The organism is Pseudomonas sp. ADAK2, from assembly GCF_012935755.1.
In the GTDB taxonomy this organism is placed as follows: Bacteria; Pseudomonadota; Gammaproteobacteria; order Pseudomonadales; family Pseudomonadaceae; genus Aquipseudomonas.
Map to the genome: position 1 here is coordinate 4,887,713 of NZ_CP052862.1, position 14,605 is coordinate 4,902,317.

The 14,605-nt window shown below is 61.1% G+C and carries 13 protein-coding genes; 10 read left to right on the forward strand and 3 right to left on the reverse strand.

Annotated elements, in window-relative coordinates; genetic code table 11:
* The first annotated feature begins 21 nt into the window (after positions 1-21).
* The 5 genes from HKK52_RS22425 to HKK52_RS22445 all read left to right on the forward strand — a co-directional run bounded on the left by HKK52_RS22425 (position 22) and on the right by HKK52_RS22445 (position 3,961).
* On the forward strand, positions 22-1,047 hold the full coding sequence (locus HKK52_RS22425; RefSeq protein ID WP_169372627.1) for a putative 2-aminoethylphosphonate ABC transporter substrate-binding protein: 1,026 nt from the start codon (positions 22-24) through the stop codon (positions 1,045-1,047).
* 134 nt (positions 1,048-1,181) lie between these two features.
* Positions 1,182-2,315 carry a TIGR03364 family FAD-dependent oxidoreductase gene (locus HKK52_RS22430; protein WP_169372628.1) on the forward strand — a complete coding sequence of 378 codons (1,134 nt, stop codon included), beginning with the start codon at positions 1,182-1,184 and terminating at the stop codon, positions 2,313-2,315.
* On the forward strand, positions 2,315-2,902 hold the full coding sequence (locus HKK52_RS22435; RefSeq protein ID WP_169372629.1) for a phosphonate degradation HD-domain oxygenase: 588 nt from the start codon (positions 2,315-2,317) through the stop codon (positions 2,900-2,902). Before HKK52_RS22430 ends, HKK52_RS22435 begins: the two co-directional genes overlap by 1 nt.
* Positions 2,903-2,996: 94 nt before the next feature.
* Complete coding sequence (locus tag HKK52_RS22440) at positions 2,997-3,530, forward strand: hypothetical protein (protein ID WP_169372630.1); 534 nt, start codon at positions 2,997-2,999, stop codon at positions 3,528-3,530.
* Complete coding sequence (locus tag HKK52_RS22445) at positions 3,521-3,961, forward strand: hypothetical protein (RefSeq protein WP_237150594.1); 441 nt, start codon at positions 3,521-3,523, stop codon at positions 3,959-3,961. Before HKK52_RS22440 ends, HKK52_RS22445 begins: the two co-directional genes overlap by 10 nt.
* Before the next feature lie 40 nt (positions 3,962-4,001).
* Here HKK52_RS22445 and HKK52_RS22450 read toward each other — a convergent pair whose 3' ends face one another.
* The gene (locus HKK52_RS22450; RefSeq protein ID WP_169372631.1) at positions 4,002-5,366 is read right to left on the reverse strand and encodes a GTPase/DUF3482 domain-containing protein; all 1,365 of its coding nucleotides are present in this window, start codon (positions 5,364-5,366) and stop codon (positions 4,002-4,004) included.
* On the reverse strand, positions 5,359-6,729 hold the full coding sequence (locus HKK52_RS22455; protein ID WP_169372632.1) for a DUF2868 domain-containing protein: 1,371 nt from the start codon (positions 6,727-6,729) through the stop codon (positions 5,359-5,361). The genes HKK52_RS22450 and HKK52_RS22455 overlap by 8 nt, the downstream gene beginning before the upstream one ends.
* A gap of 85 nt (positions 6,730-6,814) precedes the next feature.
* Between HKK52_RS22455 and HKK52_RS22460 the strand changes: the two genes are divergently transcribed.
* Positions 6,815-7,327 carry a dihydrofolate reductase gene (locus HKK52_RS22460; RefSeq protein ID WP_169372633.1) on the forward strand — a complete coding sequence of 171 codons (513 nt, stop codon included), beginning with the start codon at positions 6,815-6,817 and terminating at the stop codon, positions 7,325-7,327.
* A 117-nt stretch (positions 7,328-7,444) separates the two neighbouring features.
* Here the strand turns inward: HKK52_RS22460 and HKK52_RS22465 are convergent, their stop codons facing one another.
* Entirely contained in the window at positions 7,445-8,836 is a 1,392-nt protein-coding gene (locus HKK52_RS22465) for an L-cystine transporter (RefSeq protein WP_169372634.1), read from the reverse strand.
* A 251-nt stretch (positions 8,837-9,087) separates the two neighbouring features.
* Between HKK52_RS22465 and HKK52_RS22470 the strand changes: the two genes are divergently transcribed.
* The 4 genes from HKK52_RS22470 to HKK52_RS22485 all read left to right on the forward strand — a co-directional run bounded on the left by HKK52_RS22470 (position 9,088) and on the right by HKK52_RS22485 (position 14,441).
* Positions 9,088-10,143, forward strand: coding sequence for a haloacid dehalogenase-like hydrolase (locus tag HKK52_RS22470; RefSeq protein WP_169372635.1), 1,056 nt, complete (start codon positions 9,088-9,090; stop codon positions 10,141-10,143).
* A 111-nt stretch (positions 10,144-10,254) separates the two neighbouring features.
* A complete protein-coding gene (locus HKK52_RS22475; RefSeq protein WP_169372636.1) occupies positions 10,255-10,788 on the forward strand; it encodes an RNA polymerase sigma factor in 534 nt (177 codons plus the stop codon).
* A complete protein-coding gene (locus tag HKK52_RS22480) occupies positions 10,785-11,789 on the forward strand; it encodes a FecR family protein (RefSeq protein ID WP_237150596.1) in 1,005 nt (334 codons plus the stop codon). The genes HKK52_RS22475 and HKK52_RS22480 overlap by 4 nt, the downstream gene beginning before the upstream one ends.
* 174 nt (positions 11,790-11,963) lie before the next feature.
* Positions 11,964-14,441, forward strand: coding sequence for a TonB-dependent siderophore receptor (locus HKK52_RS22485; protein ID WP_169372637.1), 2,478 nt, complete (start codon positions 11,964-11,966; stop codon positions 14,439-14,441).
* Positions 14,442-14,605: the final 164 nt, after the last annotated feature.

The window sequence follows — 14,605 nt, forward strand, 5'->3', positions numbered from 1 at the left end:
ACTCAAAAACAGGAAAAGATCATGTTCAAGCCCCTGGCCCTGGCCGCTGCTGTCCTCACCGCTTTCAGCCTGAACGCCTTCGCGGCGAAAACCGAGTTGACGGTGTACACCGCCCTCGAAGCCGAACAACTGAAGACCTACAAGGACGCCTTCGAAAAGGCCAACCCGGACGTCGAGATCAAGTGGGTGCGTGACTCCACCGGGATCATCACCGCCAAGTTGCTGGCCGAGAAAGAGCGCCCGCAAGCCGATGCGGTCTGGGGCCTGGCCGCATCGAGCCTGGCGATCCTCGATCAGCAAGGCATGCTGCAAAGCTACGCGCCGAAGGACCTGGGCAAGATCGGCGGCAACTACCGCGATGCCGCCAACCCGCCAGCCTGGGTCGGCATGGACGTGTGGGCCGCGACCATTTGCTTCAACACCGTCGAAGCCGAGAAGCAGGGCCTGAGCAAACCCGTGAGCTGGCAAGACCTGACCAAGCCTGAGTACAAAGGCAAGATCGTCATGCCTAACCCGGCCTCGTCCGGTACTGGTTTCCTCGACGTCAGCGCCTGGCTGCAAACCTTTGGCGAGAAGCAGGGCTGGGCCTACATGGATGGCTTGCACCAGAACATAGGTCAATACGTTCACTCCGGTTCCAAGCCGTGCAAACTCGCGGCGTCCGGTGAATTCCCGATTGGTATCTCCTTTGAATACCCGGCGGTTCAGCTGAAACGCCAAGGCGCGCCGCTGGACATCATCCTGCCGAAAGAAGGCCTGGGTTGGGAGATTGAAGCGACTGCGGTGATCAAGGGTACGCAGCACGAAGACGCGGCGAAGAAACTGGCGGACTTCTCGGCCAGCCCGGCGGCGATGGAGCTTTACAAAGAGAACTTCGCGGTCCTCGCGCAGCCAGGTATCGCCAAACCGCAGACCGAATTACCGGCGGATTACGAGCAGCGGCTGATCAAGAACGACTTTGCCTGGGCGTCGAAGAATCGCGACGAAATCCTGACTGAGTGGCGCAAGCGCTATGACGGCAAGTCCGAGAAAGTGGTTGCCAAGTAACCGACACCGCTCGACCGATCGTTCCCACGCTCTGCGTGGGAATGCAGCCAAGGACGCTCCGCGTCCTCTGTGACGCAGAGCGTCACGGGATTCATTCCCACGCGGAGCGTGGGAACGATCATTGGGGGAACTCCATGACGCAACACCACGACATGCTCATCGTCGGCGCCGGCATCCTCGGCCTGTCCCACGCCTACGCCGCCGCCAAGCGCGGTCTCAAAGTCAGCGTTTTCGAACGCAGCGAAACACCTTTGGGCGCTTCGGTCCGCAACTTCGGCCAGGCCTTGGTCACCGGCCAACCTCCCGGCCCGATGCTCGAACTGGCCAAAGCGAGCCGCGACATCTGGGGCCATTGGGCCAACGTCGCCGGCCTGCAACTCAAGCGCAACGGCTCATATCTATTTGCGCGCACCGAAGCCGAAGAACACCTGCTACAAGCCTTTTGCAACGGTCGCGCCGTGGAACACAACTACAACGTCGAACTGTTGCGCGGCGCGGCGTTGCGGGATTTGTACGGCGGCCAGTTCAGCCATCACCGTGCTGCGCTGCACGGCATGGACGATCAGCAACTGTATTCCCGCGAGGCAATTGCGGCGTTGATCGATTACCTGCGCCGCGAACTCGGCGTCGAGTTTCATTTCTCCACGTTGGTGCGCGACATCGAGCCCGGCCGCTTGCAAAGCACCGCCGGCAGTTTCAGCGCCGGGCAGATCATCGTCTGTTCCGGCCATGATTATCAGACGTTGCTGGCCGAACCGATTGCCGCGCTCAACCCGCAAATCTGCCGCCTGCAAATGCTCCGCGCCCGGCCGCAAATCAACCTGAATCTGCAACACGCGTTGCTCACCGGATTGAGTTGCGTGCATTACGGCGCATTTGCCGACCTGCCGGAAGCCGCCGCGGTCCAGGCGCAAATCCTGCGCGACGCACCGCATTTGCACGACAACGGCATTCACCTGCTGATCAGCCCGACGCCTTACGGCGAATTGATCATCGGCGATTCCCACCATTACGGCAGCGATCCTTCACCGTTCAACGCCGAGCAGGTGGACGACTGGATGATCGAACTGGCCGAGCAAACGCTGGGCTGCAAAATACAAGTGCTGGAGCGCTGGCAAGGGGTCTATGGTTCAAAAGGCCCGGGCCCGTTCTCGTTCCTGCGCCCGCAACCCGGTGTAAGCGTGGCGCTGATGCACACCGGCGTCGGCATGAGCGTCGGACCGGCGATGGCCGAGCGTAACGTCGCACTGCTGTTGGGAGAGGATTGATGGCGAGTCATGAACAAGTGGTCGACGAGGTCTTCGCCCTGTACGAACGCTTCGGCGACAGCGACTACATCGGCGAACCGGTGTCGCAGATCGAGCACATGTCCCAGGCCGCCGAACGGGCCATGGCCGAAGGCTTCGACGATGAAGTGGTGTTGGCGGCGTTCTTCCACGATATCGGGCATATCTGCGCCGAGAGCGCGGAAAACATGGGCGGCTTCGGCGTGGTCAGCCACGAGCGCCTTGGCGCTGACTATTTGCGGCGCGCCGGTTTCAGCGAACGCATGGCGCGGCTGGTGGAGTACCACGTGCAGGCCAAGCGTTATCTGACATTGAAAGAACCTGGGTACTACGAACGCTTGAGCGAGGCCAGTCGCCGCACCCTGGAATATCAGGGCGGGGTGATGACGCTGGCCGAGGCCGAGGCGTTCGAGCGCGATCCGTTGTGTGCCGTCAGTTTGCGCATGCGCCAATGGGATGAGCAGGCCAAGGAAATGTGGGTGCCGCTGATTGATCTTGAAGTGCTGAAGGCGAAAGCGGTTGCGCTACTGGTCCAGGGAGATGCCCGTCGTTTTACGGGCAACATTTAGCGAAATGCCCTACTCCTCGCGGCGAATGAGCGCCATGGCCGCAACGCGGTGGAGTCGCTAGTGTTTGAGCTTCTTTAATCGGCAAGGAACGCTCATGCGCTATTTGAAAGTCACCGTTCAGGATCGAATCGGCAACGGCCGGGCAGACTCTGTATTACTGCAGTTCTATGAGACGGCCTGTACGCCGGGCGATGACATTCTGCTCAATAAAGCCTTTGCACTGGATTTCGACGCCGATGGCAACGTCGATTACAAAATGGGCGATGTCACCAACAACGGTGCGGAAAACACTACTGATCAGCGATTGCTGAAGACCTTCGCCAATGCGTGCCTGAAACTCAACTGGTTCAATCCCGGAGCCTCCACCAAACGTTATCTGAAAATCTTCGTTGAAGATTTCGCCAGGGATGGCAGCCCGGATACCGTGCGTTTGCACTTTCATGAAGGCACCGGCAAACCGACCGACAAAACCCTGGCTTATACCGCCGCGGCCTACGACACGGACAACAACGGCACGCTGGATTGGGTGATCCACTTCGATGTGGACAATGATGGCGATACCGACGCCGCGGATCAGGAGCTGGTGGCACTGCTGAGTGGTACCTACCTGAAGTTCAAATGGAAGTGATCGCTCCAGTGCGCTACTTGAAGGTCATCGCCAGAGACTCGACCGGCCAGGGTCACGCGGACACCGTGCTTTACCAGTTTTTTGAGCACGATCAATTGCAGCGCGTGGCAACGAACGCTGACCTGCGCCGGCTCAAGACCTTGGGTAAAACCTATCTGAAATGTGCGTGGTTCAACACCGACGAAAGCGAGGAGCGGCACCTGCGAATCTTCTCGCAGAACCCTTCCGCCGACGGCACTCCGGAACAAGTGAGGCTACATTTTCACGAAGGGCCGCTCATCGCCTACAAGGCCGCGGCCCAGGATCTTGATAACGATGGCGAGCTGGAGCTGATATGGAGTTCAGATGTGGACAATGACGGGCGCTCGAATCGCACGGATCGAAGTCGGGTTACGGCATTGGTGAAGCAGTTTTTGAAGTTGGGCTGGTAGCGATAGATCGGTCCCACGCAGAGCGCGGGAACGATCAGGCTCAGAGCTGTCGGGCCAACACTTCAACCTGCTCCTGCCGCTCCGCCTGACTCAACTTCGCCTGCGGATTGAGCGACGACCACTGCGGGTGCGCCCGCGCTTTGTTCAGCGCTTCGGGCAGCTTGCCTTCGCGCCAGGTCTTGTCCTGGGGCATGGCCACTTGAATGCTGTCCATCGCCGCATGCCCGCGCTGGTTCAGGGCTTGTACCAGTTGCCGCTGGCGCAGGGCCAACAGCCGCAGCACGCTGTCATCGACGGTCAGCTCCCGCTGGCCCTTGATCTTGCCCAGCAAGCGGCTGCCATAGCTGCGCGCCGTTTGCAGGGCGCCGCCGGCAATCGCCCCGGCCAGTGCCGCCACGCCTAGCGTGAGGCCGCCCACCAGCAGATCCACACCGGCACCGGCCGCCGCGCCCGCCGCGATGCCGCCGCCCACCCGAACGCCCAGTTGTTTGAGGGTTTCGGGGTTGAACAAGTCATCGCCCCAACGACCATCGAGCAGCGGCAAGTCACTGGCGGCGGCGTCTTGTGGGCGGAAGGCGTAGAGCTTGAGCAGGGCTTCGACGCAGCGCTGTTCCCGTTGTCGAATAGCCTTGCGCAGTTCGCTGATCGCTTGCTGTTCCTGTTCCGCCTCGCTGACCACACTGCGACGGCACGCGGCGCAATCAATCAGCAATTCCGCAATCAGCCGCGCCGCGCTTTGCTGGCGCGCCAGGCGTTGAGCCTGTTGATCGGCGATCAGGCGATCCAGTTGTGGACGGGCGTTTTCCAGCAGCAGCGCGAGGCTTTCATAGAGTCGGCGTTCGCCATCTTCCGGCGGGGCGACGCTGTCGAAGCGCACCAGCGCATGCAAACCCAGGCGCGCCAGAGCTTCACGCCAGTCCGGCTCGCGATGATTGGCGCTGCTGACGAAGTTCAACACCGGCAGCAGTGGCTTGCCGCAACTGGCCAACACTTCCAGTTCATCGCGGTACTTGGCCAGCACCGGCTCCCGGGCGTCGATCACGTAGAGGCCGGCGTCCGAGGCCAGCAGTTGGCGCAGCACCTTGGCTTCTTGCTCGAAACGCTGCCGCGCTTCGCTGCCCTCCAGGAATCGCGCCAGTCGCGCCGGGCCGTCGAGGCGTTCGCCGGGGCGTTCCAGGCGTTCCAGATAGTCGAGCAGGGCGATGGCGTCTTCCAGGCCCGGGGTGTCGTAGAGATCGAGCAACGGTTCGCCGTCCACCGACAGCCGCGCGCCTTCGACATGCCGAGTGGTGCTGGGCCGATGGGACACTTCACCGAATCCGACGTCCCGGGTCAGGGTGCGCAGCAACGAGGTCTTGCCGACGTTGGTGTGACCGACCACCGCGAGTTTCAAAGGCTTAGTCATGACCGGTCTCCAGCCAATTCAACGGCGCGCAATCGGCGAAGGGCAGTTCGAGTTGTTGCAGCGCCGTGTGCCAGTCACCCAAACGCTCGGCATCCAGCGCTTCGCCGGCCGGCGCTTGCAGCAACCAGACGCGGGTGGCGCTGGCGTTGCGTGCCAGTTCGGCGATCAATGCCAGGCTGCCGCGATCCGGTGAGCGGCGTGGATCGCAGGCAATGGCGAGGCGTGCCGGGGGAAAGCGGCTTAGCTGTTCGAGGAGTTTATTTCGGGATTCGCGGCTGTCGAGGATGCCCGCATTGCTGACGGACTTTGGCAATTGCGGTGGCCATGGACGTTGATCGTCCAGTTCGATGGCTACCAGCAGCGCGCCATCGCTGTGCAGGTCACTGACATCGCTTTCAACCCGGTGAAGCTGATCCGGCGCAGCATCGCTAATGCCCAGGCGTTCGCTGGTGGGCATCAGCCGCTCGCGCAATTGCGCATAGCCGGGCAGGTTCAGATCCAGACGCAAGCCAGCCTGAGCGGTTTTCCAGCGCCACAGACAAAGCAGTGCCAGCAGCAGCCGCGGCAGCACACCGTAAACCACCAACACACCGACCAGCCACGTTGCCCAGGCTTGGCGAGCGCTCTCGATATTGAGCGCGGTGTCGCCGCTTGCGCGGATCATTTCCACGGTCGGCACATTGAAACCAAGCAGCGAAGGTAGGGCGCCGAGGGCTTGGGTCATCGCCACGAAGGTGTCGGCACTGAGCAGGGTGGTTTCCCAGACGAAGCCGTAGCGTCGGGTCGCCATCAACGTCAGCAGAATCGCGAGCGCACTGAGCATCGCCAGTAACCACAGGCTGTTGACCAGCACGCCGACGGCCCAGCGATTGAGTTTGTGTCGTTGCAGCAACAGCAGGAGGGCGGGGGCTAGTTGCGCGGCTTTGGCGTCCCTGGCGAGTTTTTCGCTGAGCCACAGCCACAGGCGTCCGAGTGTGGCGCCGTGTTCACCGGCGAACACCAGGCCCAAGGCCCAGCTCAGCAGCAGAATCAGGTTCAGCCCGAGCAGGCTGCCCAAGGCCCAGAACACATTCACCGAGACCTGCCCGTCGCCCAGTGCGGCAAAGGCCAGGCCGGCACCGCTGACCACGGCCAGTACAGCCATCACTAACAACGCTAATCGCGCACCTTGCAGCCAGTGTTTGAGGGCGCTGGTCAGTCCATCCCGTTCGGCCAGCCACAGGGCCCGGCGTTGAATCCGTGTCGGCAGATCGCCGCCCGCCGTGCGGGCCAGTCGGTTGGCTTCCAGGTCGTCCAGGGGCCCGGCGTGTTCTTCGCGCAGGCGGATGGTTTCCGTCAGCCAGAGGTTATTCAGTTCAGTCACGCGGCATCCCGTCGCTTAGATGAACGGTGAGCATAACCGCTGTGGCGCTTATCGGGAAAAGGGAGGCTCTGGTATCCTCGCCGGCATGACTAAATCACTCCCCCTCAGCCTGATCGCAGCCCTCGGTGAAAACCGTGTGATCGGCGTCGACAACAGCATGCCCTGGCACTTGCCGGGGGACTTCAAATACTTCAAGGCCACCACCCTGGGCAAGCCGATCATCATGGGTCGCAAGACCTGGGATTCCCTCGGTCGCCCGCTGCCGGGTCGGTTGAACATCGTGGTCAGCCGCCAGGCGGATCTGGTGCTGGAAGGCGCGGAGGTTTATCCGTCGCTGGAAGCCGCCGTTGTTCGTGCCGAGGAATGGGCGAAAGAGCAGGGCGTCGATGAGCTGATGCTGATTGGCGGGGCGCAGTTGTATGCCCAAGGGTTGGCGCAGGCTGATCGACTTTATCTGACGCGCGTGGCGTTGAGCCCGGAAGGGGATGCGTGGTTTCCAGAGTTTGATTTGAACGAATGGAAATTGGTGTCGAACATTGAGAATCCGGCGGTGGAAGATAAGCCGGCATACAACTTCGAGGTTTGGGAGCGCGCATAGATCGTTCCCACGCTTTGCGTGGGAATGCCTCTAGGGACGCTCCGCGTCCAGTGACGCGGAGCGTCACGGGCTGCATTCCCACGCGGAGCGTGGGAACGATCGGTCACGATGAAAGCCTTAAGCCTGCGCCAACTCCGCATGCTCATCCGCACCCAGCAGCTCCTGATTGGTCTGCTGCATCATCTGGCTGGTAATCGCCCCGGCCGTAATCGAGCCACTGACGTTCAACGCCGTACGGCCCATGTCGATCAGCGGCTCAACCGAAATCAGCAGCGCCACCAGTGACACCGGCAAGCCCATGGCCGGCAGCACGATCAGCGCGGCAAACGTCGCGCCGCCACCTACACCCGCCACACCGGCCGAACTCAGGGTCACAATCGCCACCAACGTCGCGATCCACAGCGGGTCGAGCGGGTTGATGCCCACGGTTGGCGCAACCATCACCGCCAACATCGCCGGGTACAGGCCGGCACAGCCGTTCTGGCCGATGGTTGCGCCAAACGAAGCGGCGAAACTGGCGATGGATTGCGGGATACCCAGGCGACGGGTTTGCGCTTCGATGCTCAGCGGAATGCTCGCCGCGCTGGAGCGGCTGGTGAAGGCAAACGTCAGCACCGGCCAGATCTTGCGGAAGAAGCGCAGCGGGTTGATCCCGGCTGCCGACACCAGCAGGCCATGGACCACAAACATCAGGCCGAGGCCGATGTACGACACCACGACGAAACTGCCGAGCTTGATGATGTCTTGCAGGTTGGAACCGGCGACCACTTTGGTCATCAGCGCCAACACGCCGTACGGGGTCAGCTTCATCACCAGGCGCACCAGGCGCATCACCCAGGCTTGCAGGGTGTCGATGGCGTTGATCACTTTCTGACCTTTTTCGACGTCATCCTTCAGCAGTTGCAGCGCGGCGACTCCGAGGAACGCAGCGAAGATCACTACGCTGATGATCGAGGTCGGCTTGGCCCGGGCCAGGTCGGCGAACGGGTTTTGCGGGATAAACGACAGCAACAACTGCGGCACATTCAGGTCAGCGACCTTGCCCGCGTAGTCGGTCTGGATCGTTTGCAGGCGCGCCATTTCCTGGGTGCCGGCGACCAAACCTTCGGCGGTCAGGCCGAACAGGTTGGTCAGGCCGATGCCGATCAGCGCCGCGATGGCGGTGGTGAACAGCAGGGTGCCGATGGTCAGGAAGCTGATCTTGCCCAACGACGAAGCGTTGTGCAGCCGGGCTACGGCGCTGAGGATCGAAGCGAACACCAGCGGGATCACGATCATTTGCAGCAACTGCACGTAACCATTGCCAACCAGATCGAACCAGCCGATCGAGGCTTTCAGCACCGGGTTGCCGGCACCGTAGATGGCATGCAACGCCACGCCGAACGCCACGCCCAATGCCAGCGCGAGCAGGACCTTCTTGGCCAGGCTCCAGGAGGTGTGACGGGTTTGCGCCAGGCCAAAGAGCAAGGCGAGGAACACCAGCAGATTGAGAATCAGCGGCAGATTCATAAAGACTCCATAGACTTGTGCCAGCCACCCTCGTGTGTGACTGCGAACCGGCAAGCCTAACAGCTTGATATCTAATGAATTAATACCAAAAACAGAGGTGGACTGTCGTTTTTGGAATAAGCGGATGTCGCGCACAGGGATGCAGCTGGCGCGAAGGGGACGCAAGCGGTCGCGGGCAGGCGGGAACTGTCACACTTTTTTGTTAGCGTCGATGTCTTTGAATCTGGGTCTCTCTACAAGGAAGCATGCAGATGAAATTCGCACCGAAAATGCTGGCTGCCGCACTCTGCTTCGGCCTCGCCAGCCAGGCGTTCGCCACGGATTTGAAGCACTGGCCAGCCGATCAGGCCAAGGCGCTGGACGCGATGATCGCGGCCAATGCCAACAAGGGTAACTTCGCGGTGTTCGACATGGACAACACCAGTTACCGCTACGACCTCGAAGAGTCGTTGCTGCCATTCATGGAAAACAAGGGCCTGATCACCCGCGAAACCCTCGATCCTTCCCTGAAGCTGATCCCGTTCAAGGACACCGCCGACCACAAGGAAAGCCTGTTCAGCTACTACTATCGCCTCTGCGAAATCGACGACATGGTTTGCTATCCATGGGTCGCCCAGGTGTTCTCCGGCTTCACCCTGCAAGAGCTCAAGGGCTATGTCGATGAGCTGATGGCGTCCGGTAAGCCGGTGCCGAGCACCTATTACGACGGCGATGTGGTCAAGACCATCGACGTCCAGCCACCGAAAATCTTCACCGGCCAGGCCGAGCTGTACAACAAGCTGATGGAGAACGGCATCGAGGTCTACGTGATGACCGCTGCCTCCGAAGAACTGGTGCGCATGGTCGCGGCCGATCCGAAGTACGGCTACAACGTCAAACCGCAGAACGTGATCGGCGTGACCACGCTGCTCAAGGACCGCAAGACCGGCGAACTGACCACCGCGCGCAAGCAGATCACCGCCGGCAAGTATGACGAGAAGGCCAACCTTGGCCTCGAACTGACCCCGTACCTGTGGACCCCGGCGACCTGGATGGCCGGCAAGCAAGCGGCGATCCTGACCTACATCGATGAATGGAAAAAACCGGTGCTGGTGGGTGGCGATACCCCGAGCAGCGACGGCTACATGCTGTTCCACAGCGTCGATGTGGCCAAGGGCGGCATTCACTTGTGGGTCAACCGCAAAGATAAATACATGACCCAGATTAACGGCATGATGGCCAAGCACGCCGCGGCCCAGGCCAAGGAAGGGTTGCCGGTGACGGCGGACAAGAATTGGGTGATCGTCAAGCCTGAAGAGATTCAGTAATCCCTTCATCTGATCGTTCCCACGCTCTGCGTGGGAACGATCATTGCGAATCACTCGCATCTTCTGCTAGCGTGCGCGCTCCTGAACGACCCTCTCGATCAAGGTAGTGCTGTGCCCTCCTGGAATACGCAGATTGCCCGCCTGTTCGCCGAACAAAAGAAAGCCCTGGAAGCCTTCGTCATCCGTCGTACTGGCAGCGCCCAGGTGGCGGCTGATCTGACCCAGGAGTCTTTCCTGCGCCTGGCGCGTCTCGAATCCGGCGAGAAAATCGACAACCTGCCGGCCTTTCTTTTCACCATCGCCAGTAATCTGGTGCGCGATCACCAGCGCCAGACAATTCGTCGCGAGCGTATGGAAACCGGCGAACCCAGCGAAGATCTGCCGTGCAGCAGCCCTTCGGCCGTGGAGCAATTGTCCGCGTATCAGGACGAAGCCTTGATGCGCGATGCCATTTGCGCGCTGCCTGAGGCCACCCGACAGATTTTCCTGCTCTATCATGTCGACGAACATTCCTACCGGGAGATTGCCGAGCGTCTGGCCATCAGCCCGCGTAGCGTCGAATACCAATTGCGTCGTGCGCTGATCGAGTGCCGGGCCTTTATCCAGGCACGGTTGGCGAACGATGACCGAGGTGCGCGGCCATGACTCGCGAACCCGTACCCGTGGAACCCCTGATGATTGAACCCGCAGCATCGGCGCCCGCCGACGACCTGTTTGCCGAGGCTTCCGGCTGGTATTTCCGGCTCCAGGCCGAAGACGTGAGCGCCAGCGAACTGGATGCGTTTGCCTCGTGGCTGGCGCAGGGCCAGGCCCAGGACGATGCCTGGCAGGAGGTGCGGGCGTTGCTCGGCGCCTTGCGCGAACCGGCGCGGTCGATCCGCGAGCAGGAGCAGGAGCAGGAGCAGGCACGCTGGCGCAAACCACGTGCGCGGCAATGGTTCGAATGGGCGTGCGCCGCCGCGGTGCTGTTGATGGTCGGAACGGTGGCGTTGCAAACCCCTTGGCTGGATCGCCTGCGCGCCGACTATGCGACCGGTACCGGCGAGACGCGCCGGGTAGAGCTGGCCGATGGATCAACGCTGCAACTCAATACCGATACCGCGATTCAGATTCGAATGAGTGCGGGCGAACGGCAGGTGCGCCTGTTGCGGGGCGAAGCCTGGTTCGAAGTGACCAAGGATGCCGCGCGGCCTTTTGTCGTGGCCTCCGGCGAGGGTTGGGTGAAAGTCGTCGGCACGCAGTTCAGCGTTGCCCGACGCACCGATGAGACTCGGGTGCAGGTCGCCGAGGGCCGCGTTGAGGTCAGCGCCGGCAGCGGTGAGCCGGTGTACCTGGAGCCGGGGCGTGCGGTCGAGTATCGGAGTCGGCAGCTGACGACGGTGCATGGTTTCGATCCAGCGGCCGGATTTGCCTGGCGGCAACGCCAACTGGTGTTCCGCCAGCAACCCCTGGCCGAGGTGGTGGACGAGTTGAACCGCTACTGGCCGGGTCGCACGCTGGTGCTGGGCGATGATTTGCGTGAGCGGCAAGTCTCCGGGGTGTTCGACATCGACAAACCCGACGCCGTGGTCAAGGCGCTGGTCTACACCCTGCATCTGCGTGCTGACCATTACACCCCGTATTTACTGGTGCTGCGTGAAGGATGAGCTTGAAGCCGGTCGCCACAGGTTTGTGTTGTTTTAGATGCAGGTGAAAATAATTCTCAAATAGTTTCAGGGTTTTCCGCGGGGTCGTCGTCCTTGATCACTGAGGCGTAAACAATAAGCACTCTCAAGTAGTGCCGCGCCGTCACACCGACTTCGATCATTGGGGACACTTCCATGGGACATCCGATTGCCGCCCGGCGCCTGCCCGGCCTGCCGACTTTGTTGACGCTGGCTCTGGGCCTGGCATTTACAGGCGCGCCGGTCCACGCACAGGCCGCACCTGCCGCGCAGGCCCAGCTCTATCGCTTCGAGATTCCGGCTCAGTCGCTGGACGCCGCCTTGGCCGCGTTTTCGGACGTGACCCGCATTCAAGTGCTGGTCTCGGCCGAAGTGACCCAAGGTGTGCGATCGCCCGGCCTGCGCGGCAGTTTTGCCAAGGATGAGGCTCTGGCGCGGTTATTGGTCGGCACTGGACTGGACGCGAGCTATATCGACAGTGACAGCGTGACCCTGGAAAAGCGCGTGGCGACGGGGTCGGCGATGGAGCTGGGCGCCACCAAAGTAAGTGCCCGGCAGCTTGGAGCCACCACTGAAGGCAGCGGTTCCTACACCACCGGCGCGGTCACCATTGGTAAAAGCACCCAGAAGCTCAAGGACATCCCGCAATCGGTCAGTGTGCTGACGCGCAAGGCGATGGATGACCGCAACATCACCACCCTCACTCAGGCGATTGAAGCAGTACCCGGGCTGAGTTCAATCCGGTCACCAGGCCCGGGCATGTTCATGTTCTCCCGAGGCTTCGACATTGAAGCGTTGCAATACGACGGGGTGCCGGTCCCTCGCGATGTCTACGCACTGGGCAGTTACATCACCGAAAACATGGTGATTTACGACCGCATGGAAGTGTTGCGCGGCGCGGCGGGTTTGCTTCAGGGAGCCAACAGTCCGGGCGGTGCGATCAACCTGGTGCGCAAACGCCCGCAAGCCGCACCGACCGTGACGTTGAGTGCCAAGGCCGGCAGTTGGGACCGTTATGCCTCGCAAGCGGATGTCGGTGGCCCGCTGAACGAAACCGGCACCCTTCGCGGACGCGCGGTGGTCAACTACGAGAAAGGCCATTCGTTTTCCGATTACACCTGGAACTGGGAACAGACCGTGTACGGCGCGCTGGACTTCGATCTGAGCGACGACACCGTGCTCGGCGTCGGCTTCAGCAACAAGAAAAGCCATGGCCGGCCTTACTTCCTCGGCCTGCCGCGTTACACCGATGGCAAGCCGCTGGACTTGCCGCGTTCCTCCTACACCGGTTCAACCTGGAACCGCTCGTTCAATGATCAGACCGCCGTGTATCTGGACCTGGAACATCACTTCAACGACAACTGGAAAATCAAGGCGTCGGCGATAGCGATGAACGAGTCCAACGAAGCGACGTATCAGTTCATCACGGGCGCGGTGCCCGTCGGCACTACCACCGGGCCGCGCTTTGCGGATTACGCCACTGACTTTTCCGGCAAAAACCGTGGCCTGGACGTGTTCGTCAACGGCGACTTCGAAGCCTTGTCGTTCAAGCAAAGCGTGGTGCTGGGCGCCAACTATTCGAAATACACCACCGATGATGCTTATGCCCGCGCCTTTTCGCCGGGGGTGGACGTCAGCGACATCGACCATCACCGCCCTGACCAGAGCTTCGACAGCATCGCCGACAGTGCCAACCTCGCAACCAGCACCTATGACATTCGGCAGAAAGGCCTCTACGGTTCGTGGCGGGTCAAGCTGGCCGATCCGCTGACCCTGATTCTCGGCGCGCGCACCAGTTGGTACGACTACACGTTTAACCAGGACAATTACTTCGCCCGTGAACTGCAGGACAACGGCGAGAGTAACTCGGTCAAGACCAGCGGCGAGGTCACGCCTTACGCCGGCCTGGTGTATGCGCTGAACGATGAGTGGTCGGTCTACGGCAGCTACTCCGAAGTGTTCATTCCTCAGGTTCAGCTGACCAAGGAAAAAACCGGGCTGCCGCCGGTCGAAGGCAAAAACTACGAGTTGGGGATCAAGGGCGAATTGATGGATGGCCAGCTCAACACCTCGCTGGCGCTGTTCCGCTACATTCACAAAAATCGTGCGGTCACCGACTTCACCACTGATATCGAAAGCGACGAGGCGTGCAGCGGTTGGTACTGCTCGACGGCGTCCGGCAAAATTCGCAGCCAAGGCATTGAGGCGGAGATCAGCGGTGAAGTTGCACCGGGCCTGCAACTGACCAGCAGCTACACCTACAACACCACCAAGTTCCTCAAGGATCCGGAGCTTGAGGGCAAGGTCTTTTCCACGTTTACGCCGATGCACATGCTGCGCATTTGGGGTGATTACACCTTGCCGGGCGACTTCAACAAAGTCAGCGTCGGTGCGGGGGTCAACGCGCAGAGTCGTACCGTCGGTTTTGATCGTGGGTTCGAACAGCCGGGGTTTGCGATCTGGAATTCGCGTATTGCCTATGAGGCCAGTGATGAGGTCACGCTGGCAGTGAACCTGAACAACCTGTTCGACAAACAGTACTTCATCCCGTCGTACAGCCAGGTTTCGGCGAATAACTACTATGGCGATCCGCGGAACATGATGTTTAGCGTGACGTACAAACCCGAGTTCTAACGGGCTCCTACGGGGGGATCTGCGTATCGATCGTTCCCACGCTCTGCGTGGGAATGCAGCCCGTGACGCTCCGCGTCACTGGACGCGGAGCGTCCCTTGAGGCATTCCCATGCGGGAGCGTGGGAACGATCGGATCGCGTAAACAAAAATGCCCCGCACTTGGC